This window comes from Arthrobacter sp. zg-Y1219, from assembly GCF_030125545.1.
GTDB lineage: Bacteria > Actinomycetota > Actinomycetes > Actinomycetales > Micrococcaceae > Arthrobacter_B.
Window position 1 is genome coordinate 15777 of the sequence record NZ_JASKLY010000014.1, and the last position, 23546, is coordinate 39322.

Annotated in this window: 20 protein-coding genes and 1 tRNA gene; 12 read left to right on the plus strand and 9 right to left on the minus strand. The window is 67.1% G+C overall.

From position 1 onward, the window contains the following. Positions 1 to 38: 38 nt before the first annotated feature. Entirely contained in the window at positions 39 to 692 is a 654-nt protein-coding gene (locus tag QNO00_RS11380) for a GntR family transcriptional regulator (protein ID WP_229967099.1), read from the minus strand. Between the two features lie 212 nt (positions 693 to 904). Here QNO00_RS11380 and QNO00_RS11385 point away from each other — a divergent pair, with 212 nt between their 5' ends. After that, entirely contained in the window at positions 905 to 2914 is a 2010-nt protein-coding gene (locus QNO00_RS11385) for an AMP-binding protein (RefSeq protein ID WP_284024595.1), read from the plus strand. On the opposite strand, the gene arfB is transcribed toward QNO00_RS11385, so the two are convergent. The 5 genes from arfB to QNO00_RS11410 all read right to left on the minus strand — a co-directional run bounded on the left by arfB (position 2911) and on the right by QNO00_RS11410 (position 7944). After that, positions 2911 to 3333 (minus strand): alternative ribosome rescue aminoacyl-tRNA hydrolase ArfB, encoded by a 423-nt coding sequence (arfB, locus tag QNO00_RS11390; RefSeq protein WP_229967095.1) that lies wholly within the window; start codon positions 3331 to 3333, stop codon positions 2911 to 2913. The genes QNO00_RS11385 and arfB overlap by 4 nt on opposite strands. Positions 3334 to 3425: 92 nt before the next feature. Next, positions 3426 to 3821, minus strand: coding sequence for a GNAT family N-acetyltransferase (locus QNO00_RS11395; protein WP_229967093.1), 396 nt, complete (start codon positions 3819 to 3821; stop codon positions 3426 to 3428). A gap of 43 nt (positions 3822 to 3864) precedes the next feature. Beyond that, positions 3865 to 5244: an FAD-binding oxidoreductase gene (locus QNO00_RS11400; protein WP_229967091.1), complete on the minus strand. Its 1380-nt coding sequence runs from the start codon at positions 5242 to 5244 to the stop codon at positions 3865 to 3867. Between the two features lie 190 nt (positions 5245 to 5434). Continuing rightward, positions 5435 to 6199, minus strand: a complete 765-nt coding sequence (locus QNO00_RS11405) for a response regulator (protein WP_229967089.1) — start codon at positions 6197 to 6199, stop codon at positions 5435 to 5437. Next, positions 6196 to 7944: a sensor histidine kinase gene (locus tag QNO00_RS11410; protein WP_229967088.1), complete on the minus strand. Its 1749-nt coding sequence runs from the start codon at positions 7942 to 7944 to the stop codon at positions 6196 to 6198. Before QNO00_RS11410 ends, QNO00_RS11405 begins: the two co-directional genes overlap by 4 nt. Positions 7945 to 8135: 191 nt before the next feature. On the opposite strand from QNO00_RS11410, the gene QNO00_RS11415 reads away from it, so the two are divergent. The 10 genes from QNO00_RS11415 (at position 8136) to QNO00_RS11460 (ending at position 18893) form a co-directional block, all read left to right on the plus strand. Then, complete coding sequence (locus QNO00_RS11415; RefSeq protein ID WP_229967086.1) at positions 8136 to 9515, plus strand: cation:dicarboxylate symporter family transporter; 1380 nt, start codon at positions 8136 to 8138, stop codon at positions 9513 to 9515. Positions 9516 to 9860: 345 nt separating this feature from the next. After that, positions 9861 to 10241, plus strand: a complete 381-nt coding sequence (locus QNO00_RS11420) for a VOC family protein (protein WP_229967084.1) — start codon at positions 9861 to 9863, stop codon at positions 10239 to 10241. Positions 10242 to 11362: 1121 nt separating this feature from the next. Beyond that, positions 11363 to 12262, plus strand: coding sequence for a ParA family protein (locus QNO00_RS11425; protein WP_229967083.1), 900 nt, complete (start codon positions 11363 to 11365; stop codon positions 12260 to 12262). 5 nt (positions 12263 to 12267) lie between these two features. Continuing rightward, on the plus strand, positions 12268 to 13242 hold the full coding sequence (locus tag QNO00_RS11430; RefSeq protein WP_442860532.1) for a segregation and condensation protein A: 975 nt from the start codon (positions 12268 to 12270) through the stop codon (positions 13240 to 13242). Continuing rightward, positions 13220 to 13855, plus strand: a complete 636-nt coding sequence (gene scpB, locus QNO00_RS11435) for an SMC-Scp complex subunit ScpB (protein WP_229967081.1) — start codon at positions 13220 to 13222, stop codon at positions 13853 to 13855. Before QNO00_RS11430 ends, scpB begins: the two co-directional genes overlap by 23 nt. 23 nt (positions 13856 to 13878) lie before the next feature. Continuing rightward, positions 13879 to 15132: a pseudouridine synthase gene (locus QNO00_RS11440; RefSeq protein WP_229967079.1), complete on the plus strand. Its 1254-nt coding sequence runs from the start codon at positions 13879 to 13881 to the stop codon at positions 15130 to 15132. A 3-nt stretch (positions 15133 to 15135) separates the two neighbouring features. Then, a complete protein-coding gene (locus tag QNO00_RS11445) occupies positions 15136 to 16245 on the plus strand; it encodes a prephenate dehydrogenase (RefSeq protein ID WP_284024596.1) in 1110 nt (369 codons plus the stop codon). Further along, positions 16242 to 16943 (plus strand): (d)CMP kinase, encoded by a 702-nt coding sequence (cmk, locus tag QNO00_RS11450; RefSeq protein ID WP_229967075.1) that lies wholly within the window; start codon positions 16242 to 16244, stop codon positions 16941 to 16943. Before QNO00_RS11445 ends, cmk begins: the two co-directional genes overlap by 4 nt. 203 nt (positions 16944 to 17146) lie before the next feature. Beyond that, positions 17147 to 18703, plus strand: a complete 1557-nt coding sequence (gene der / locus QNO00_RS11455; RefSeq protein ID WP_229967065.1) for a ribosome biogenesis GTPase Der — start codon at positions 17147 to 17149, stop codon at positions 18701 to 18703. Between the two features lie 116 nt (positions 18704 to 18819). Next, positions 18820 to 18893, plus strand: a tRNA-Pro gene (locus tag QNO00_RS11460). Positions 18894 to 18956: 63 nt separating this feature from the next. On the opposite strand, the gene QNO00_RS11465 is transcribed toward QNO00_RS11460, so the two are convergent. Both QNO00_RS11465 and QNO00_RS11470 read right to left on the minus strand, forming a co-directional pair. Further along, positions 18957 to 19598, minus strand: a complete 642-nt coding sequence (locus QNO00_RS11465) for a hypothetical protein (protein WP_229967063.1) — start codon at positions 19596 to 19598, stop codon at positions 18957 to 18959. 55 nt (positions 19599 to 19653) lie between these two features. After that, positions 19654 to 20238 carry a small multidrug efflux protein gene (locus QNO00_RS11470; protein WP_284024597.1) on the minus strand — a complete coding sequence of 195 codons (585 nt, stop codon included), beginning with the start codon at positions 20236 to 20238 and terminating at the stop codon, positions 19654 to 19656. Between the two features lie 226 nt (positions 20239 to 20464). Here QNO00_RS11470 and QNO00_RS11475 point away from each other — a divergent pair, with 226 nt between their 5' ends. Further along, positions 20465 to 23233: an ATP-binding protein gene (locus QNO00_RS11475; RefSeq protein ID WP_284024598.1), complete on the plus strand. Its 2769-nt coding sequence runs from the start codon at positions 20465 to 20467 to the stop codon at positions 23231 to 23233. Positions 23234 to 23275: 42 nt separating this feature from the next. Here the strand turns inward: QNO00_RS11475 and QNO00_RS11480 are convergent, their stop codons facing one another. Beyond that, positions 23276 to 23539, minus strand: coding sequence for a hypothetical protein (locus QNO00_RS11480; protein WP_284024599.1), 264 nt, complete (start codon positions 23537 to 23539; stop codon positions 23276 to 23278). Positions 23540 to 23546: the final 7 nt, after the last annotated feature.

A 23546-nucleotide genomic window follows, 5' to 3' on the forward strand; every position in this document is an offset into this window, starting at 1 on the left:
GTTGCCAGCCGGTTGCCCGGTGGCAGGGGAGCGGGGTGTCAGTCCGGCGGGCCGGTGGCTGCCAGGAAGTGTTCCAGGCTCTTGTGCAGATGGACCGAGGTGGCGGAGGCGGCCAGCGCCGGATCCCGGGCGGCGATGGCCGCGGCGATGGTGGCGTGTTCGCCGGCCGTAGCCAGCAGCCGTTCCGGGTTGTCCTTGGCCAGGCGGCGGACGCGGGCCAGATGCAGCCGCACGTTCGCCAGAGCCTGGGTGAGGTATGTGTTGGCGGCGGCCGTGTCGATGGCTTCATCCAGGCGGGCCACCAGCGCGTAGTAGCCGGCGCGGGACGGATCGGTTCCGGCGTCCTGCAGGATGAGGTCCGCGGCCTCCTCGAATTCCCGCCGCAGCCCGGTGAAGACCTCGGGGTTTCCGCGCGAGGCCGCCAGCGAGGCGGCCTTGCATTCCAGGGCCTGGCGGAGCTCAAACAGTTCGGTCACGGTGTTCGGTGAGATTGCCGTGACGACGACGCCGCGTCCGGTGTGCGGGGCGGCCAGCCCGTCGGCGGTGAGCCGGCTGATGGCTTCGCGCAGCGGTGTGCGGGAAATGCCCAGGCGCTGGGACTGCTCCACTTCGGCGAGCACGGTTCCCGGCGGCAGGCGTCCCGAGACGATGTCCTCGCGGAGCGCCCGGTAGGCGCGGTCACTTGCCCTCATGGGACGCTCCTCTCTGCTGCTGCGGCCAGCCCGTGCTGCAGACTGGTCCATGTGTGATGTATCTCATCAGTGTATACACAAACCTGCCTAGCGGAAACAAATTTGCCTAAATCCCAGAGTTCGCGGGAGGTCATGTATACACAGTCCGGTTTGTGGCGAACGGCCGGACAGGCCTAGGGTGATGGGTATCACATGCGAATCGAGGAGGATTCATGAGCTCTGGCCTGGATGCAGGAAATGAAGCACCGGAGACCGTCGGGATCGAGCCCGCAGCCGTCGGCATCGAGCCCGCAACCGCCGGAGGGGTGGAAGCCGGGCCCGGCGAGGGGTATGCGCAGGCCTATGCCCGCAGTCTCGACGACCCCGAGGGCTTTTGGCTTGAGGCCGCCGCCCTGGTGGACTGGGACACCGCGCCCCGGCGTGCCCTGGATGACTCCGCCGCCCCGCTGTACCGCTGGTTCCCCGACGGGACACTCAACACCAGCTACAACGCGCTGGACCGGCATGTCGCCGCGGGCCGAGGGGACGCGGATGCCCTGATCTACGACTCCGCGATGCTCGGCGTCAAGCGCACGTACTCCTACAGCGAGCTGCTCGCCGAGGTCGAAACCTTCGCCGGGGTGCTCCGCGGACTGGGCGTTGAAGCCGGGGACCGGGTCATCATCTATCTGCCGATGATTCCGCAGGCCGTGATCGCGATGCTCGCGGCGGCCCGGCTCGGCGCGGTGCATTCGGTGGTGTTCGGCGGCTTCGCCCCGAAGGAGCTGGCGGCGCGGATCGACGATGCCCGCCCCGCCGTCGTCGTCACCGCCAGCGGCGGGCTGGAGCCCCGGCGCACCGTGGAGTACCTGCCCAATGTGGCCGCCGCGCTCGCGGCCGCCACGCATCGGGTGAACCATGTGGTAGTTGCGGCCCGGGACGGCTTTGACCACTCCTTCGAGGAGTACGACGGCGCGGACGGCGCCGCCTGGCACGACTGGGACGCGCTCGCGGCCGTTGCGTCACCGGCCGGTCCGGTGCCGGTGGCCGCCACCGATCCGCTCTACATCCTCTACACCTCCGGCACCACCGGCGCACCCAAGGGCGTGGTCCGGGACAACGGTTCGCACGCCGTCGCGCTGGCCTGGTCGATGCGCAACATTTACGACGTCGGCCCCGGCCAAGTGATGTGGACCGCCTCCGACGTCGGCTGGGTGGTGGGGCACTCCTACATTGTGTACGCGCCGCTGCTCGCCGGGGCGGCCACCGTGCTGTACGAGGGCAAGCCGGTGGGCACGCCCGACGCCGGAGCGTTCTGGCGCGTGGCCGGGGAGCACGGGGTGGATGTCCTTTTCACCGCGCCCACCGCGCTGCGGGCGATCCGCAAGGCCGATCCGGACGCCGCGCTGATGGCGGATTACGACCTGTCGGCGCTGCGGACGCTGTTTGTGGCGGGGGAGCGGCTGGACCCGGAGACCTTTGCCTGGGCCGGCCGGGCGCTGGACATTCCGGTGGTGGATCACTGGTGGCAGACCGAGACCGGCTGGGCGATCTGCGCCAATCCGCTGGGCCTGGAGCAGCTGCCGATCAAGGCCGGCTCCGCGACCGTTCCAGTGCCCGGGTTCTCGCTGGCCATCGTGGACGGCGAGGGGGCGGAGGTTCCCGCCGGCGAAGAGGGCAACATTGTGCTGCGGCTGCCGCTGCCGCCGGGCACCCTGACCACGCTGTGGGGCAGCGATGACCGGTTCCGGTCTTCCTACCTGGAGATTTTCGAGGGCTGCTACACCACCGGTGATTCCGGCTATGTGGATGAGGACGGCTATGTGTTTGTCATGGGCCGCACCGATGACGTCATCAACGTTTCCGGGCACCGGCTCTCCACCGGCGCGATGGAGCAGATTGTTGCCACGCATCCCGCGGTGGCCGAGTGTGCCGTGATCGGGGTGGCGGATTCGCTCAAGGGGCAGCGGCCGTGCGGCTACGTGGTGCTGAAGGCCGGCTCGGTCCTGGGTGTGGAGGAGCTGCGGGCCGATCTGGTGAAGCTGGTGCGCGAGTCGATCGGGCCGGTGGCGGACTTCAAGGACGTGCAGGTGGTGGACGCGCTGCCCAAGACCCGCTCCGGCAAGATCCTGCGCAAGACGATGCGGCAGATTGCCGACGGCGATGCCTATACGGTGCCCTCGACCATTGAGGATCCGCTGGTCATCGACGCGTTGCTGCCGCTGCTGCGGCCGGGGGCCTAGTCGGCCGGGGGTCGTCTGCGCTGCGATTTCGTTGCCGATCGCTGTTTCTTGGCATCGAGGCGCCGGCGGTTCGACCCCCGGGTGGGTTTGGTCGCGCGGCGGCGGGCCGCTTCCGGAGCCAGGCCCGCTGCCACGAGCTCCGCGAGCTTGGCCAGGGCGAGTTCGCGGTTGCGCAGCTGGGAGCGCTGTTCGGAGGCGGTCACCGTGATGGTCCCGGACACGAGGCGCCGCTCGAGCCGCGTGAGCAGCAACAGCCGTTGGTTCTCGGAAAGGACGGCCGATTGAGAGACGTTCCACGAGAGCTCCACGCGGCTGTCCGAGGTGTTAACGTGCTGGCCGCCGGGCCCGGAGGAGCGCGAGAATCGCCAATTCAGTTCCGCTGCGGGAATCGTGAGCGCGGGCGATATCTCCAGATCCATGCAACCAGCGTCGCACGTAACCGGGCGTCACCGGAAAACATGTAGCCGCCGCCGCGGGCGTCACCGGGTCGCCGGGAATTAGCTGGACGCGATCAGCTCGTGCTGATCCAGTAGCGGCGTTTGCCCCGCCGGATGTCTTCGAGGACGCCGCCGCTCTTTTCGATGGTTGCCCGGGAACCGGTGTTGTCCTCATCGCAGGTGAGCAGAAGCGGGGATATCGCCAGCGCCCGTGCCACCGGCACCGCGTTGTTCAACGCCTGCGCGGCGTGGCCCCGGCGCCGCGCCGACGGGCGCACGCTGTAGCCGATGTGCCCTCCTTCGTTGAGAAGGAAATCGTTCAGTTCATGCCGGATCGCCAGCGACCCGATGATCGAGCTCCCCTCGGAAATCCAGGGTAGGTGCAGGGAACGTATCCCGGTTTCCGCGGGGTTTCGGGCAACGCCTCGGAATGACGGCGCGGCGCACCTCCTTCGTGAGGATCCAAGCACGGCAGCCGGTGCTCAATCCCCGGGCACGCGGAGCGGCCCGCCGCTAGGTCTGCGGAAGCGGAACTGCATGGCTGAACCGGAACAGGTTTTGCGGATCGTAGGCCGCCTTGGCCGCCTGCAGCCGTCCGAACACCCCCGGTTCCCACACCGGGGCCACGTCCCCTTTGCGGCCAACAGGGCCCCGGAAATTGACCAGTGAGCCGGCAGCGTAGGGCTCGACGGCGGCGCCGAAGCGTTCCAGCGCCGCCGCCGTGGCGTCGGCCGCCGGCGGAAGATTAATGCCGGCCGAGAAGATGTGGAAGGCCGCGTTCCGGCCGGAGACTGCATCTTCGACCGCCGGCTCGGTGGCCAGGGCGCCGCCCATGAGGCGTATTTCCGTCAGCGCCAGCGGAGTGTCTGAACCCGGACCGATCTGGCGCAGCAGTTCATCGGCCAGATCCTCCGGCAGCGACGTCAGCAGGGTGGCGCGGTCCATGCTGGGAACCGGTTCATCCGGATCCATGTGGATGCTTCCTACGTCCAGGTAGTTCATCGGCCCGACAGTATCCAGGAGGGGATTTGCGGCGTGCCGCATCGGCCCGATCAGTGTGTCTCCCTCTTCCTGGCTGCCGAACAGCGCGAACCGAAGATGCACCGGCGACGTGCCGCGCCGGTCCTCCGGCAGGAAGGGGACGTCTGGAAAGTGAAGGAAGGCCAGGGAAGCCGAGGCATCCGAGGGCAGCTGAACCGTCCATTCACGGAAGGTCTCCAAGACTTCCGGGCCGGCGTCCTCCGGGTACAGGATCGCGCCGCCGTAGAACTCCTGATAGGGAATCAAGCCGAGAGTCATCGACGTGATGACGCCGAAATTGCCTTTCCCTCCCCTCAGCGCCGCGAACAGATCGGCGTTCTCGCCGCCGGCTTCCACATGCCGCAGCCGGCCGTCGGGAGTAACAACATCGATGGAGCGCACATGGTCGGCGGCAAACCCCAGTGCCCGGCCCATCAGCGGCAACCCGCCTCCCGACGCGTAGCCGACCGTTCCGACGTGGCCGGAGGACCCATGCGGGGCAGTCAGGCCCTCTGGCACTGCCTGCTCCAGCACCTGGCCCCAGCGAACCCCGGCACCGACTGTGACCGTTTGGGCGTCGGGATCCACCGTCAGGTCCTGCAACCGGGACGTATTGATCATTAGGCCCTCGTCCATCTCCGTCACAGCCCCGTGGCCGGTGGCCTGGATCCCGATGGGAATGCCGAGTTGCGCTGCCCAACGGACGGCGAGCTGGATGTCCTCGACGCCGGACGCTCCCAGCGCGGCGTCGGGGCGCTGGACCAAGGAAGGGTTGAACCCTGCGGTGGCGACGGCGTAGCCGGCGTCGCCCGGGCCGCTCAACGTGCCCTGGACAACACTGCGGAGGGCTTCAAGGTCTGATTCCTGAATCATGGGACACACTCCGGGTAGGCGGGCAGGCCTAATGGGAGGGCATTTCGGCCTGCTGTTGGCTTGGCTTAAATGCACCTAAAGGGTAGGCACCAGCAGGCTGCTTCGGAACCCCGGAGCGATAATCCGCTGTGTCGGGCTGAGAATCTGTCCGTCCTGGAGGAGTCGGGCGCCAAGATCCGGTGTGCGGACCTTACCGCCGCCAGTGATACTCCAGCTCCGGCCGGCCGCGGGTGCCGTAGCGGGGAGTGCGCAGCACCGCGCGCTGGTCACCCAGGTGCTCCAGGTACCGCCGGACGGTAATGCGCGACATGGCCAGCGCCGCCGACACCTCGCTGGCCGACATCGGCGCGGCCGCAGCCTTCAGCAGCTCCGAGACCGCTTCGAGGGTGTCGGGGGAGAGCCCCTTGGGCAGCACCGCCGGCACATTCGGCCGCAGCGCGGCCAGGGCGCGGTCCACCTCGGACTGGGTGGCCGAGACACCCTGCCCGGCCAGGTTCAGATGGTATTCCCGGTAGGAGGCGAGCTTGGCGCTGAATGCCGAGTAGGTAAAGGGCTTGATCAGGTACTGCGCGATGCCGGCTGACATCGCGCTGCGCACGACGGCGAGATCCCGCACCGCGGTGATGGCGATGACGTCGGCAGGAACTCCCGCCCCGCGGATCCGGCGCAGCACGTCCAGCCCGTGCAGGTCCGGCAGGTTCATGTCCAGGAGAATCAGGTCGACGGCGGGCTCCGTGCCCTGTCCCGGCCCGCTGTGCCCCGGCAGGCCGCCGTCGGACGCCGTGCCGCTGCGGCCGGTGGCTGAGGCGTTCAGGAAGGTGATGGCGTCGGTGCCGGTGTGCACGACGCCGGCCAGGGCGAAGCCGGGACTGCGCCGCACATATTCGGCGTGGGCCTCGGCGACGATGCCGTCGTCCTCAACCACCAGGACGGTGATGTTCCGTTCGGCATTCACCGCTGGACCGCCGCAGCATTGGAAAGAGGAGCGGCGGAAGGAGACAGGCCATCCGGCCCCGGGAGGGGAAGCAACACGGTGAAGGCCGCACCGCACCCGGGCTGTCCGCCCGGATCAAGGCGCAGGGTTCCGCCCAGCCGCAGCACCGCCTGGCGCACCAGCGGCAGACCGATGCCGCGGCCGGTCGCACCGGTGCCCGACGGCAGCAGCACCAACGGATCCTTGGTGCTGAAGCCTTGGTCAAAGACCCGCCCGGACACCAGCTCCGGAATGCCCGGCCCGTTGTCCTGCACCGTGATCTCGAACCAGTCCCGGGAGTGGTCTCCGGCCAGCGCGAACCGGGTATCCACCGCGGCGTCCGGAAGGCCCTGGACCGCGTCGAAGGCGTTATCGATCAGGTTTCCCACAATCGTCACCAGCTCACCCGGGTCCAGCTCCAGCGGAACATCGGAGCCGGCGTGCGTCAGATCCACGGCCAGGCGGATGCCGCGCTCGCGGGCCTGCGCCGACTTGCCCGTCAGCAGCGCGGCCAGGGCGGGCTCACCGACGGCGGCGACGACGTCGTCGGCCAACTGCTGCGACCGCTCCAGGTCGCGGGTGGCGAAGTCCAGGGCGTCGCCGTGGCGGTTGAGCTCAATCAACGAGACCAGCGTGTGCAGCCGGTTGGCGTGTTCATGGGCCTGGGCCTGAAGGGCATCGGTCAGCGTGCGCATGGACTGCAGTTCTCCGGTCAGGGCTTCAATGTCGGTGTGGTCACGCAGGGTGGTCACGGTGCCGAAGCGCCTTGCCGCCGGAGCGGCCCGCTTCGCGCTGCGGCTGAGCGGGCGGAGCCGGCCGACGCCGTCGGGACCCGGCGGAGCGAGGGCGGGGGACTGGTTCACCACGAGGATGCGGTCCCGAGCAAAGTGGAACTCATCTTCGGCAGTCCGACCCTCGTGCAGCAGGGCCGCGAGCGGACCCGGCAGCCCCAGGGCCCTGGTATCCCGAGGCCTGCCGCTTCCGCCGGGTTCCAAGCCCAGCAGTTCGGCGGCCTGGTCGTTGTAGAGGACGAGTTCGCCGTCGTTGTTCAGCAGCAGCAAACCTTCGCGCAGTGAATGCAGGGCGGAGTCGTAGAACGTGAACATGCTCTGCAGCTCATCCGGCCGGCGGTCCTGAGTGGTGCGCCGCAGGTAGCGGCTGAGCAGGTAGGAGGCGAGGGTGCCGCAGACCAGTGCCCCCAGCGATGTCAGGACCACCGCGGGCAGCTGGGCGTTCCGTGCGACGGCGACACGGTCCACGGTGATGCCCGCCGCGACGAGGGCGGTGACTTCCCCGTCCGGCCCGAGGACCGGAACAATGGCCCGGACCGACGGCCCCAGGGTTCCGGCGTAGGTCTCGGTGAAGGACTGTCCGTCGAGCGCCTGGTCCACGGAGCCGAGGTAGGCCTTGCCGATCTCATCTTCGCTGCGGTGGGTGAACCGGGTGCGGTCCGGCGCCATGATGGTCAGGAAATCGATGTGGGCGGCGTCCATGACGGCCCGGGCGAAGGGCTGCAGGGAGCTGCTCGGATCCGCGGCGGCTGCCGACTCCAGCACAAACGGATCTGCGGCAACGGTGCCGGCCACGGCAAGCATCCGGTCGCCGGTCTCCTCGTAGCTGTCCCGCTCGGCCTGGAGATAGAGCGCCAGCGAAAGCCCGAGCGACAGGCACACGAGAAAAGCCAGCTGCCCGATAAGCAGCCGGCTGGCCAGGCTCCATTTCCGCAATTAATTTCCTTTTGCTCAAAACAATTGAGAACAGTATGAACACAATGGTGACAGCCGTCACAGCTCCGGATGACGATGAATGCGAATGACTTACGTTCCCGGCGATTCCCGTACGGCTCCGCGCATAGCGAGAACCGCAGTCTCGGTGCCGCCCAGGGAGAGATCAGCAACCAAGCCTAGGAGCAGCACACATGGCATCTGCCACTATTCCCAAAGGCGTCGACTCACCGAAGAGTCCGCGCAAGAAGGACAGAACACACTTTTTGTACATCGCAGTAATTCTCGCGGTGGTGCTCGGCGCCACCCTGGGCCTGGTAGTGCCTGACTTCGCCAAGGAGCTGAAGCCGGTCGGCACCGCCTTCATCGGCCTCATCAAGATGATGATCGCCCCCGTCATCTTCTGCACAATTGTCCTCGGCATCGGCTCGATCGCCAAAGCAGCCACAGTGGGCAAGGTCGGCGGTCTGGCCCTGGGCTACTTCATCGTCATGTCCACCTTCGCGCTGGCCATCGGCCTGGTCGTCGGCAACCTGATTGACCCGGGCGAGGGCCTGAACATTGCGGGCAGCGCCGCCGACGCCCCGAAGGTCGCCGAAGACGCCGAAGGCATGGCCGGCTTCCTCCTGAGCATCATCCCCACCACCCTGCTGGCCTCGCTGACCGGCGAGAGCATCCTGCAGACCCTCTTCGTGGCGCTGCTGGTCGGGTTCGCCCTGCAGAAGATGGGCTCCACCGGAGCTCCCATCCTCACCCTGATCGGACAGATCCAGAAGCTGGTTTTCCGCATTCTGGGCATGATCATGTGGCTGGCGCCCATCGGCGCCTTCGGTGCGATCGCCGCCGTCGTCGGCGAAACCGGCATCGAAGCGATCAAGAGCATGGCAGTGCTGATGATCGCCTTCTACGTCACCTGCGCACTGTTCATCGCCATCGTCCTCGGCGGCGTGCTCAAGCTCTGCACCGGCGTGAATATCTTCAAGCTCATGCGCTACCTCGGCCGTGAATACCTGCTGATCTTCTCCACCTCATCCTCCGAGGTTGCACTGCCCCGCCTGATCGCCAAGATGGAACACCTTGGCATCTCCAAGCCGGTGGTGGGCGTGACCGTACCCACCGGTTACTCCTTCAACCTGGATGGCACTGCCATCTACCTCACGATGGCCTCACTGTTCGTGGCCTCGGCCATGAACATGCCGCTGGAAATCGGCGAGCAGATCTCCCTGCTGGTCTTTATGATCATTGCCTCCAAGGGTGCTGCCGGCGTCACCGGCGCCGGCTTGGCAACACTGGCCGGCGGACTGCAGTCGCACCGTCCGGACCTGGTGGAGGGCGTCGGCCTGATCGTCGGCATCGACCGCTTCATGTCCGAAGCCCGCGCGCTGACCAACTTCACCGGCAACGCCGTCGCCACCGTCCTGATCGGCACCTGGACCAAGGAAATCAACAAGGAACAGGTCAACGCCGTGCTGAACCGCGAACGCCCGTTCGACGAGTCCACCATGGATGACGGCCACGCCGAGCCCGCTGCTCCCGCAGCCGAGCCGGAACTGACAACTGCGGCCACCCGCTAGGGTTCCCGTGCAGTAACACCCGTGCCGGGACCGGAGCTGAAGCTCCGGTCCCGTGCCGCAGGGCGCTCCCGCAGTATTTGGGGGGGGGCGCCCTGCGGCGTTTCGGTGCCGTTTGCGGGTGGGCGGAATGAGTTGCCGAGAAGTCTGTCGAGGGCTCCGCGCGGCGCTCATAATTGCAGTATCACCCTGTGCAGCCCCTTCCACGGGTTTCACAGGTACCCGCCGAAGAGCCCGGGACTTGGGGGATGCACGGCGGATTGCGCGGCGGAAAAAGTGGACATCCGGCCTTGAGGACCACGCCCGGGGGAGGCGCAACCCCGGGACTGCAACTTAGGAGTGATCAAATTGCTGAAGGACCTCAACACTATGGCCGTCCTCCCTGCGGCGGATATGACCAGGGCCAGTAATTTCTACCGGAACGTGCTTCAACTGGATCCGCCGGACAGCATGGACGAGGAAAACCTCCTTTTCCACTGCGGGGACGGAACAACCTTCCTGCTCTACAAGACCGACAATGCTGGCAGCGCCAAGAACACTGCGATGGGGTGGGAAACCAGTGACATCGAGGGCGATATGGCCAACCTGCGGAGCCGCGGCGTCGAATTCGAGGACTACGACTTCCCTGGACTGACGACGGAAAACGGCCTTGTGGTCATGCCCGTGGGAAAGGCTGCCTGGTTCACCGACACCGAGGGCAATATTCTCAACCTCTTCCAGCGCGGATAGCGTCAGCCTGGAGGCAAGGCTCGGGCCGGCAAGGCGTGGCCCCGGCCGGAAATCCCTCCGGTTTGGTAGATCCCTCCGGCACGCGGCATCCCTCCGGCACGCGGCTCCCTCCGGTTTGGAAGATCCCTCCGGTTTGGAATAATTCGACCGGTTCGGTGGATCCCTGCCACTGCGGATCGGCAGGGATCTTCCAGAGTGGCAGGATTTCCCAGAGTGGCAGCAGAAATTAGCTGGCCCCGGAAGATATGGCGGCTTTCGGGGCCGCGAAGTCACCATGCCTGCCCGTTCGGCGCACGGGTCCCTCGCCAAGTCACCAAATCTGCACCCTGGGAGCTACTTTTCGCCCATCGAACCATCCAGGGCGCACGGGTTCCCACTGTTTGTGCACTTATGAGGCTGGTGTGAGCGCAGGGGCAACACCAATGCTCAAAGAGTGGGAACCAGTGCGGAAGGGAATCCCGATCATCAGTTGTGGCTAATCGCTCAGTGCCTAACCCCAGGCATCCGCCCTAGAGCTCCTTGCCCGCCGGCTGAATCCCCGCGGTTGACTGGTCCCTCCGGCCGGCTGAATCCCTCCAGACGACTGTCCGTCCCGCCGGCTGAATCCCTCCGGCCGACTAAAACCCTCCGGTTTGGTATAAATCGACCGGTTTGGAAGATCCCTGCCACTGCGGATCGGCAGGGATCTTCCAAAGTGGCAGCAAACCGGAACGCGACGAGACCCCGATCGGAGCCAGTGACAGGGACGGGTTCAGAAGCTGGATTCGCAGGTCTGGCGAAAACGAAGCCCGGGTCCATGCGGATCAGGGAAAGCTTCGGGTCCATGCGGATTCGGGAAACTCCGGGAAAGTTCCGGGAAAGCTCGGGGAACCGGCTCGAGGAACCGGCGCGGGCAGCCAGCTTGGACGGCCCCCGCGAGCCGTCCGGGGGAGGACATGCTGCGAACGGCGCACCCCGTCTGCACCCGTCTCCACCCCGCCTGCACCCAAGGTTCGACCTCTAGCTGAGAGTCAAGGCTCGCGGCGCTCCGCGGCGCCGATTCGCCGTATAGGTGTTGCACGGTTGTAATCTTGACAAGGACAGCCCGCATGAAAGCTAGAGACGGAAGCGTGGATTATTACGTGAGCAGCGATCAGAGTTCAACAACTCTGCAGGACGCAACACAGGACGCAGTCGATTCCGTTATGGGACCGACCGGACGCCCGCTGACGGAATTCCCCGAAGCTCCGGTACTCAGCTCCCACGGTCCGGCCCGGATCATCGCCATGGTCAACCAGAAGGGCGGCGTGGGTAAGACCACGTCCACCATCAACCTCGGTGCCGCACTGGCCGAAGCCGGCCGCAAGGTTCTCCTTGTGGACTTCGATCCGCAGGGCGCGCTTTCCGCCGGACTGGGCACCAATCCGCACGAACTGGACCTCACGGTCTACAACGTGCTGATGGACCGCAAGGTGGATATCCGCGAGGCGATCCACCAAACGGGCATCGAGAACATCGACCTGCTTCCCGCCAACATCGACCTCTCCGCCGCCGAAGTGCAGCTGGTCAACGAGGTTGCCCGCGAGCAGGTCCTGGAACGCGCTCTCCGCAAGGTCGCCGACGACTACGACGTCATCCTCATCGACTGCCAGCCCTCCCTGGGCCTGCTGACGGTCAACGCCCTCACCGCGGCGCACGGCGTCATCATCCCGCTGATCTGCGAGTTCTTCGCCCTGCGTGCCGTTGCCCTGCTGGTGGAAACCATCGAGAAGGTCCAGGATCGGCTGAATCCGGGGCTGCAGATCGACGGTGTCCTCGCCACCATGTACGACGCGCGTACCCTGCACAGCCGCGAAGTCATCTCCCGCCTGGTGGAAGCGTTTGGCGACAAGGTCTTCGAAACAGTCATCAAGCGGACCATCAAGTTTGCAGACGCCACCGTGGCCGCCGAGCCGATCACCACCTACGCGGGCAACCATCCCGGCGCTGATTCCTACCGCCGCCTCGCCAAGGAACTGATCTCCCGCGGCGGCGCCCCCTAACGCTCGTGGAACCCAGTTCCGCCCCGGCCGGCACCGCAGCATCACCGGCGGGGCCGGCAGATCCGACAGTCCCGGCCGGCACAGCACCCGGCACAGCACCCGGCACAGCACCCGACCAGGAATCCGCCCCGGCTGTCCGCGGCGGATTCCGGGTCCGGCTGCAGAACTTCACCGGACCGTTCGATGTCCTGCTGGGGCTGATTTCCAAGCACGAGCTGGACATCACCGAAATTGCCCTGGCTGCCGTCACCGACGATTTCATCGGCTACATTCGGGACCTCAACGCTGACGGTCAGTCCTGGGCCCTGGATGAGGCCAGCGAATTCCTGGTGATTGCTGCCACACTCCTGGACCTGAAGGCGGCCCGGTTATTGCCGGCCGGAGACATTGACGACGCCGAAGATGTCGCCTTGCTCGAAGCGCGCGACCTGCTGTTCGCCCGGCTCCTGCAATACCGGGCATTCAAGCAGATCGCGGCCATCCTGGATGCCCGGCTGGTCGATGAAGCCGAGCGCTTCCCCCGGCAGGTTGCCCTCGAGCCGCACTTCGCCGCCATGCTTCCGGACCTCATCTGGCGCACCGGCCCGGAGGACTTCGCTGCCCTGGCAACCAAGGCGCTCACTCCGCGGGAACCGCCGCCCACCACCGTGGGGCTGGCCCACCTGCACGCCCCCAAAGTGAGCGTGCGGGAACAGGCAGACATCGTGGCACATCGGCTGATGGCCGCGGGATCGCTCACCTTTACGGCATTGGTGGACGACGCCGCCAGCTCGGTTGCGGTGGCCCGTTTCCTGGCGCTCCTGGAATTGTTCCGGGACGGTGCCGTGTCCTTCGACCAGCCCGATCCGCTGGGCGAGCTGCTCATCGCCTGGGCAGCGGCACCCGGCGCCTGGCCGGTGAAACCCGGAAGGAATCCCGGGCACGAGCCGGCCGACATTCCCGAGTCCTTGGAGGAGCATGCAGCAGAACCCAGCAGGTGAGGCCGAAGCGCCTCATTCCGCACCCGAAGAGCTCAGGGCCGCGGTCGAAGCGGTGCTGATGGTGGTCGACGAGCCGGTCACGGCAGCGGAGCTCGCCGTCGTCCTGGATGTCCCCGCCGCCGCCGTCCAGGACACCCTGACGGAATTGCGGCGTGAGTATGACGGTTATACTGGGGGAGGACCCGGTGGCACAGTACGTGGTTTTACTTCAAAGCGAGGTTTTGAACTGCGGGATGTGGCCGGCGGCTGGCGGATCTACTCCCGCGCCGAGTTTGCACCCGCGGTCTCGAAGTTCGTCCTGGGCAGCCAGAGTTCACGTTTGACTCAGGCAGCCCTGGAAACCCTGGCAGTGATTGCCTACCGGCAACCTGTATCCAGGGCGCGGGTATCAGCCATCCGGGGCGTCAACGTTGACTCCGTTGCCCGGACCCTGGTCCAGCGCGGACTCATCGACGAAGCCGGTGTGGAAGCCGAGACAGGCTCAATGATGTACCGGACCACGCCGTACTTCTTGGAACGGCTCGGACTGGGCGACCTCAATGAACTTCCGCGGCTCGCACCGCACCTGCCCGGGCTGGAAAACCTGGCTGAATTTGAAGACACTACTTACTAACCGCTACACCCGAAGGACTTTTGATGACACAGGCACCCCGCTCCGGATCCGGATCAGGCCGCAACAACCCGCGCAGCGGGGGAGCAGCCGGCGGCAAGTCCTTCGGCAAGGGCTCCAAGCCTGCCGGCTCCCGCACCGGTGCTCCGCGCGCCGGCGGCCGCTCCGGCGGACCCCGCGATTCCGAAATGAGCGCCGGTGAGTTCCGCGCCAACGGCTACCGTGCCCGCGAAGAAACTCCGGAAAACCGTCCCGCGAAGTTCCGCTCCGCTGCCTCGAAGGCCTTTGACGGCAAGGGCTCCGGCGCCTCCAAGCCCGCCGGCTCCGGCCAGTTCAAGCCCGAGGGCTACAAGGCCGGCGCGCCCAAATCCGCCAAGCCGTACGGCACCAAGGGCGGCGGTTCCTCCCGCACCGGCGGGCCCCAGGCCGGTCAGCGCAAGGCCGGAGACCGCGCGTTCCGCAACGAACGCTTCGGGCAGAACCTGGGAGCGGTCAAGAAGACCAACACCCGCCGCCCGGCCAAGCCCACCATCTCCGAGCACCACGACCCCGAGGGCATCCGCCTGCAGAAGGTCATGGCCCAGGCCGGCGTCGCCTCCCGCCGCGTCTGCGAAGACATGATCCGCGAAGGCCGCGTAGAGGTCGACGGCGAAGTCGTCACCGAGGTCGGCGTCCGCGTGGATCCGCAGAACGTCACCGTCCACGTCGACGGCATGCGCCTGCAGCTGGACGAGAACCTGAAGTACTACGTCTTCAACAAGCCCAACGGCGTGGTCTGCACCATGGACGACCCCGAGGGCCGCCCGTGCATCAGCGACTTCCTGAAGAACACCAACAAGCACGAGCGCCTGTTCCATGTGGGACGCCTGGACACCAACACCGAGGGTCTGCTGCTCCTGACCAACGACGGCGAGCTGGCTAACCGCCTCACGCACCCGTCTTACGAGGTTCCCAAGACCTACCTGGTGCAGGTCCGCGGGCCGATGGCCCACGGCGTCGGCGCCCAGATGCGTGAAGGCCTGGACCTGGAGGACGGCTTCGCCAACGTTGACTCCTTCAAACTGGTGGACTCCACACCGGGTCACCTGCTCGTTGAGGTTGTCCTGCACTCGGGCCGCAACCGCATCGTGCGCCGCCTGTTCGACGCCGTCGGCCACCCGGTCGAGCGTCTGGTCCGCACCCAGGTGGGACCGATCCGCGTGAACGACCAGCGCCAAGGCAGCATCCGCGTGCTGGGCCGCACGGAAGTTGGCCACCTGCTGGCCTCCGTAGGCCTTTAGGCAGTGGGCGCGGCACAGGGTTCCGCCACGCACCTGACCGGTCCCGTCCTGGTGATCGGCACCGGCCTGCTCGGCACCAGCATTGGGCTGGGGCTGCGCGCGCAGGATGTCGACGTCGCGTTGTCGGACATCTCGCCGTCGACGGCGGCGGTGGCCCGGGACATCGGTGCCGGCCGGCTGCTCGAAACGGTGGAGGAGGGCTTTGCGCCTGAACTCGTTGTTGTCGCCGCGCCCCCGGATGTCACCGCCTCGCTGGTTCGGCAGGCGCTCAAGGACTGGCCCGACGCCGTCGTCGTGGACATTGCCAGCGTCAAGGGCGCGGTCCTCGCGGACTTGCGCGCCTCCGGTGCGGACCTGAGCCGCTACGTGGGCACCCATCCCATGGCGGGGCGGGAAAAGTCCGGGCCGGTTGCCGCGCTCGGCGAGCTGTTCACCTCCATGCCCTGGGTCATCTGCGCCAGCGTTGAAAGCTCGCCGCAGGCGGTCAAATGCGCGGAGGCGCTGGCCATTGATCTCGGTGCGGTGGTTTCGCGCATGAGTGCCGAGGACCACGACCAGTCGGTGGCCTTGGTCTCGCATTTGCCGCAGATCATGTCCTCGCTGGTGGCCAGCCGGCTGCAGGAGACACCCGCGCAGGCGATGGCGCTGGCCGGCAACGGCCTGCGCGATGTCACGCGGATCGCGGCGAGCGATCCCAAGCTGTGGGTGCAGATCCTCACCGGGAACGCTCCACGGCTGGTGGAAATCCTCTACGGCGTGCGCGATGACCTGAACCGGCTCATCTCCACCCTGGAGGACCCGGTGGCCGACGGCGCCCGGCTGGACATGGCCCAGCTGATTTCGGAAGGCAACACCGGGCAGGCCCGGATTCCGGGCAAGCACGGCGCGCCGCCGCAGTCTTTCGTCAGCTTCACCGTCCTGGTGGATGACACTCCGGGGCAGATCGCCCGGCTCCTCACGGAGATCGGCGAGATCGGCGTGAACCTGGAAGATCTTCGGCTGGAGCATTCCTCCGGCCAGCAGGTGGGGCGGGCGGAAATATCCGTGCTGCCCAGCCGCGTGCACAACTTGGTGCATGAATTAAGCGCCCGCGGGTGGAAGGTAGTGGAGTGAGCACAGAACGTAATCCGGCCCTGTTCCGGCTGGGAAAGCCCCTGGTGGTGGCCATCGACGGTCCCTCGGGATCGGGGAAATCCAGCATCAGCCGGGAAGCCGCGCGCCGGCTTCATGCGGCGTACCTCGACACCGGCGCCATGTACCGGGCGGTAACGCTCTACTGCATGGAGGCCGGCATCGATCTCACGGATGCCGTGGCTGTTGAAGCCGCCACCCGCAACGCCGACATTGACCTCAGCACCTCCCCGGATGCCGAGTGGGTCCGCGTCAGCGGCCGCGACGTGACGGACGCCATCCGCGAGCCGTCGGTGTCCTCCTCGGTGAGTGCCGTCGCGACCACGCTGGGCGCGCGCGCCGAGCTGGTCCGCCGCCAGCAGCAGCTGATCGCCGACTCCGGCCTGCGGATTGTGGCCGAGGGCCGGGACATCACCACCGTCGTCGCGCCCCACGCCGAAGTGCGCATCCTGCTCACCGCCTCCGAGGAAGCCCGGCTTCGCCGCCGCGGCGTACAGCTGGGCGGCACGCAGAGCGCCGCGGCGCTGAAGGAACAGGTGCTCACGCGTGACGCCAAGGATTCCACAGTGGTGAATTTCCAGCAGGCGGCCGACGGCGTGGTCACCATCGATTCCTCCGACCTGGACTTTGAAGAAACCGTCCAGGCCGTGCTGGACGTGGTGTACGCCAGCACACACTAAGCCCCCACGGGGGATACACGGAGGATAACCTCGCGGACGTGCACCGGAAGGGCCAAATGCCCTGCCGGTGCCGTACGTGTTTCAATGGACAGGTGGAACTGCGGTGTTAGCACCCGCGGAACCCCTCAAAACACTTACCGGGCTGAACTGTCCGGCGACGGCCTGCTTGCAGTGCTGCAGACCTCAACGGAAAGAAAGCAAAAATGACTAACTCCTCATATTCCGGCACCGCCGGCGACGAGACGGGCCAGGAAGAGTACATTCCGGCCGGAGAGGACCAGGTTAACGAACGCCTGGCCAACATGGACGACGCCGAAGCCGAGCTGCGCGCCTCAACGCTGCGCTCCGGTCTGGACGACTACGAACTCGACGAAGACGACGCTGCCCTGCTGGCCGGCGGCTTCGACGAATACGACGAAGACGCGCCGCTGCGCCAGGATCCCGTCGTTGCGATCGTGGGACGGCCGAACGTCGGCAAGTCCACCCTGGTGAACCGTATCCTGGGCCGCCGCGAAGCCGTCGTCGAGGACACCCCCGGTGTTACCCGTGACCGCGTGGCCTACCCGGCCACCTGGAACGGCGTGAACTTCACGCTTGTCGACACCGGCGGCTGGGAGCACGACGCCCGCGGCATCCATGCCCGCGTGGCCGGCCAGGCCGAAGTTGCCGTCGACGTCGCTGACGCCGTGCTGCTCGTGGTTGACGCCACGGTCGGCATCACCGCCACCGACGAAGCCGTGGTGCGGATGCTCCGCGGCAAGGGCAAGCCCGTTGTCGTCGTCGCCAACAAGGTCGATGACATCCAGAACGAGGCCGACGCCTCACAGCTCTGGGGCCTCGGCTTCGGCGAGCCGTACCCCGTTTCGGCCCTGCACGGCCGCGGCACCGCCGACATGCTTGACGCCATGATGGACGTGCTGCCCGAGTACTCCGCCTACGGCGGACTGGACAAGACCGGCGGCCCGCGCCGCATTGCCCTGATCGGCCGCCCGAACGTGGGCAAGTCCTCGCTGCTGAACAAGCTGGCCGGTACCGAGCGCGTGGTCGTTGACGACACCGCCGGCACCACCCGCGATCCGGTTGATGAGCTCATCGAGCTCGGCGGCCGCACCTGGCGCTTCGTGGATACCGCCGGTATCCGCCGCCGCCAGCACATGGCCCAGGGCGCCGATTTCTACGCCTCGCTGCGTACCCAGTCCGCCCTGGAGAAGGCCGAGGTCGCCGTCGTGCTCCTGGCCGTGGACGAAGTCCTCAGCGAGCAGGATGTCCGCATCCTGCAGCTCGCCATCGAGTCCGGCCGCGCCCTGGTGCTGGCCTTCAACAAGTGGGACCTGCTCGACGACGAACGCCGCCGCTACCTGCAGATCGAGATCGAGCGCGACCTGGCCCACGTTGAGTGGGCCCCGCACGTGAACATCTCAGCCATGACCGGCTGGCACAAGGACAAGCTCGTTCCCGCTCTGGACACCGCTCTGGAGAGCTGGGACAAGCGCATCCCCACCGGCAAGCTCAACGCCTTCCTGGGCGAGCTTGTCGCGGCCCATCCGCACCCGGTGCGCGGCGGCAAGCAGCCCCGCATCCTCTTCGGCACCCAGGCGTCCTCCCGCCCGCCGAAGTTCGTGCTCTTCACCACCGGCTTCCTGGACCCGGGCTACCGCCGGTTCATCACCCGCCGCCTGCGTGAGACGTTCGGCTTCGAAGGCACTCCCATCGAGGTCAACATGCGTGTCCGTGAAAAGCGCGGCAAGATGAGCCGCTAGTCCCCGTGGTGCCCCGGAGGCCGGTGTGGCCTCCGGGGCGTTCCCGATTCGGGAAAGCGGCAGCAATGATGTAGAGTATTCGAGTTGGTTCGGCCGGAAACAAACCGGTCGGGTAACGGGTTGTGGCGCAGCTTGGTAGCGCACCTGACTGGGGGTCAGGGGGTCGCAGGTTCAAATCCTGTCAACCCGACAAATAGCCCGGCGGAACGAAAGTTCTGCCGGGCTTTTGTCGTTTAAAGTGCCGTAAAGCAACCTAGTCATCGCCTCCGAAAAAGCCGCCGTCAAGGATGCGGTTATATCGCAGCCGGAGTGCCCGCTCCGTGCTCGCTGCGAGCGTTGCCAGGACAAGCCCGATGTTCGCTGTAGCCGGAAGGGTGAAGGGGCTGTAAAACGTGCCCACGTTCTCCGCGATGGGTGGGAACAGCGTGATCTGTTCGACGGCCTGGGGCACGCCCAGCACGAGTGCGAACAAAAGGACGATCACCGACGCGGCGCCCACACCACGGCTCAGCGCCGGGTTGGTTTGCTGCAGGCGGGCACGCCGGCCTTCGGCTGAGGCGGGATCAGGTACCAGCTGCTGTTCCGAGCCGTCATGCCTTACGTAGTGGCTGCGTTTGAGTCCGAAGCCGCTGACCTCAACCTCGATGGTTCCGCCCGGCACCGGGAATGATGCAGGGAGCGAAGATTGGGCTCTATTGATGCCGTTGCGGTAGAGCCGCACATATGCCTCCCCATCCTCATCACCGCCGTGCCGAACATCAACGGACCAGGTCTGCAGCTCCCCGTCTTCGCCGGAGAGGTGCAGGTGCAGCAGGGAACGGGTGAACAGCTGCCACCAGCGAAAGCGCGGCAGCGTATGGCCGTCTCCTGGCTTCAGTGTCTTATGCGGTGCCATGGTGTTCCTTTCAGAGGGCAGCCCGGACCCCGGGGAGGTCCGGGCTGCCACTGGTTTAGACCCCGACGACGAAGGTAAGGGCCGCCCAGAATGACACGGTGGCGACGGTCGTCCAAAGGACGATCGCCACCCCCTGCCAGAGCAGTACCCAGCCTCGGGAGGTTCCGCCGGCGACGAGAATCGCGGAGGTGAACTGGGTCGGGATCGCGAGCGGACCCAGGATGCTCGCGCCGGGGACGCCGAAGCGGACGAGCCACTTCATGAAGCGCTGCCGGCCCTTGGACTCGGGCTTGGCCGGAGCCGTCTCCTCGAGCACAGTGGCACCGCCGGAACCCGGGGAGGCCGGGACGCGCGCAGCGCCCAGAGGCATCTCGACTCGGCCCCTGTTGCGGTTCGTGACGGCCGTGCGGGCCCGCGACGTGAAGAGCACCACAAGGACCACGCTCAGGAAATTGCCGACGGCGGCGGCGATTCCGGCAACGATAGGGTTGAGGCCGCCGAGTAGGCCGATCACGGAGGCCCCCTCGGTCTCGATGAACGGAACGGCCCCGGCCAGCATCACGATGAAGGGCCGGACGATCTCGGGGACCTGAGCCGCAAGCTCCTGGAAGTTGATGACTAGTTCCTGAATAGGGTTCATGATTTGGGACCTCTTTCTGGTGCGGGTGGTGGATTAGTGCGATTTTGAACCTGCCCCAACAGAAACCGTGTCTTCAGATTCCCACCGGCGGAGGTGCCTTCGCGTCGGTGGAAGTTGCTGCGTTTCCGCCGGCTTCTGCCTACCGGCTTGGGTCTGATCGACTTCGTTTGCGTGGGTGGGAATTGCCTAATGCGGGTGGGAATGGCCTAATAGGTGCCGACAAGCTGTGCGGCATGCTGTGAAGGGAGCGGCACTGGTGGAGTTCCTGGGTCGGCGCGCCGAGCGCGCAGCAGTCGATAACCTCCTCTCCCGGGCACGGGCCGGGCTAAGCGGGGCAATCGTGGTGCGCGGGGAAGCGGGTATCGGTAAAACGGTGCTGCTGGAGCACGTCAGCGGCGCGGCGGAGAGCTCGGGGTTCCGGGTGGTGTCCTCGGTCGGGGTGGAGTCCGAGACGCAGTTCGCTTTTGCCGGCCTGCATCAGTTGTGTGCACCTCTCCTGGACCACGTTGGTGCCCTGCCCGAGCCGCAGCGGACCGCTCTGGGCGTGGCGTTCGGGCAGCAAAGCGGTACGGTTCCGGACCGGTTCCTGGTGGGGCTGGCCATCCTCAATCTGTTGGCCGAGGTCGCCGAGGAAGGGCCACTGCTGTGCCTGGTCGACGATGCCCAGTGGCTGGACGAGGCATCCGCGCAGGTCCTCACGTTCGTGGCGCGGCGGGTGGCGGCCGAGCGGATGGCGCTGGTGTTCGCGCTGCGGGACCCCGTTGACCGCGACATGGGCATGTTCGACGGTATACCTGTCGTCTGCCTGGTTGGGCTCGACGAGACCGACGCGCGGGCATTGCTGGTCGCGGCCGTCCACGCACCGCTGGACAGCGGGGTGCGGGACCGTGTCATCGCCGAGGCCTGTGGCAACCCTCTGGCGCTAATGGAGTTGGCCCGAAGCGCGCCGGCGGCCTGGCTGGCCGGCGGGTTCGAGCTGCCCGAGCTGCCGGGCACCACGCACCGGATCGAGGACGCCTTTCGGCGCCGCTCAGAGAGCCTGCCGGCGCCGACGCAAGCGTTACTGCTGGTCGCCGCGGTCGATCCGACCGGCGAGGTGGCGCTGCTGCGCCGTGCGGCCGCGCACTTGGGGATCGACCTCGAAGCGGCCGGGTTCGCGGAAGCCGCCGGACTTCTGGCGATCGATACCCAGGTGCGGTTTCGTCATCCCCTGGTGCGTTCGGCGATTTATCGGGCGGCCACCCCGCTGGAGCGTCGCCGTGCGCACGGCGCGCTGGCTGCCGCCACGGATTCGGACGCAGACCCTGAGCGGCGCGCCTGGCACCGTGCACAGGCGGTGCTGGGCATGGATGAGGATGCCGCCGCTGAGCTGGTGCGCTCGGCCGGCCGGGCGCGGGCCCGCGGCGGGCTGGCCGCTTCAGCGGCGTTCATGGAGCAGGCGGCCAAGCTGACCCCTGATCCTGCCGTCCGTGCGGGCCGGGCGCTGGAGGCTGCGCATGCCAAGCAGGAGGCTGGTGCGTCCGAGGCTGCCTTGGAACTGCTGAGGGTCGCCGGGGCCGGTCCGCTCGATGCCTTACAGCAGGCACGCCTTGAACTGCTGCGCGCCCGGATCGCGTTTCATCTCGTGAGGGACGGCGACGGGCCTGGACTGTTGCTGGACGCCGCCCGGAGCCTCGCCCCGCTGGATCCGGCGCTGTCCCGCGAGACCTACCTGCACGCGCTCGAAGCGGCGATTGTCACCGGCAACTTCAGCCGCGGCCGTACCATCCCGGAGGTTACCGAGGCCGCCCGGACGGCGCCAGCCCCGTCATGGCCGCAGAGGCCGGTGGATCTGCTGCTTGATGGGCTGGTGGCGACGTTCACGCAGGGTTATACGGCCGGCGTGCCGGGACGGCGGAGGGCGTTGGAGGCCTTCGTTCACGAGCCGGATGCTGACGCGGTGGACGGCACCAACGGCTGCCGATGGGGGTGGCTCGCCAGCCGAACTGCGATGTCGGTGTTCGACGACGAGTCACTTCACTCGCTGGCAATCCGTAATGTCAGATTGACCCGGGAAGTCGGCGCCCTGGCCACACTCCCGGCCGCGCTTCTCGGCCAGTCCATCATGCTGGTGCTCTCCGGTGAGCTCGCCCGGGCTGCCGAGCAGAACGCATTCGCGGCAGCGACAGGGGCTGTGCCTTTGCTCCACGCGCAGCTCGCCCTCTCTGCCTGGCGCGGCCGTCCAACCGAGACCGCCGAGGTCCACGCGGCCATTGTCCGGAAGGCCGGACCTGCGCACGACACCGAGGGATCCTTGGCGCAGTACGCCATGGCCGTGCTGCACAACGGCTTGGGTGATTACCCTGCGGCTTATGCCGCGGCGAAACGGGCCTTTGAATCCGAAGCGTGGAGGTTCAACAACCTCGCCCATTCTGAATTTATTGAAGCGGCCTGCCGTTCCGGCCGGCCGGAGAGTGCGGCCGAAGCGCTGGAGCAGCTCACCTCCCGGGCCCTCGCCAGCGGCACCCCGTGGGGGCTCGGTCTGGCGGCGCGTTCACAAGCACTGAGCAGCACCGGGCCGGCCGCCGAAGAGCAGTACCGCGAGGCGATCGAGCAGCTCGCCCGCTGCCGGATGGCCTCCCATCTGGCCCGCACCCACCTCGTCTACGGCGAGTGGCTTCGCCGTGAGGGTCGTCGGCAGGACGCCCGCGAACAGCTCCGCACCGCGCACGGGCTGCTGTTGGACATGGGCGCGGAGGCGTTCGCCGCCCGCGCGGCCCGCGAACTGCGCGCCACCGGCGAGCACCCGCGCAAGCGGACCGCTCAGCCGGCCGATGCGCTCACTGCCCAGGAGGTGCACATCGCGCGTTTGGTGGCCACCGGCGCAACCTCCCGCGAAGTGGCTACAGAGCTCTTTCTCAGCCCCCGCACGATTGACGCCCATCTGCGCAGCATCTTCCGCAAGGTCGGTATTACCTCCCGCCGGCAACTCCGGGAGCTGCCCCTTCCCCGATGACCCGTGGCTCTTTGCAGCACAAGGGATCCAGTGGGCTGCCGCTTAGTCGATCCGGCGCCGCGATCGAGGACGGGGATCCTCGTCTGCCGGTTCACTGTCCCCGTGGCGGGCGGCGTAGCGTTCTCCGATGGGTCCCGCCGAGATGCCGTGCGCGAGCACGCTGAGCAGCACGGTGAAGGTGACGGCTGAAATTGCGGTGCCCACCACCTCCGACCCGCCGAGCTCCTCGATTGCCAGGAGCGCGAAGACGATCGAGGCGAGGCCGCGAGGCCCGAACCATCCGCCCGTGGAATTGGTGGCCCCCACGCCCGCG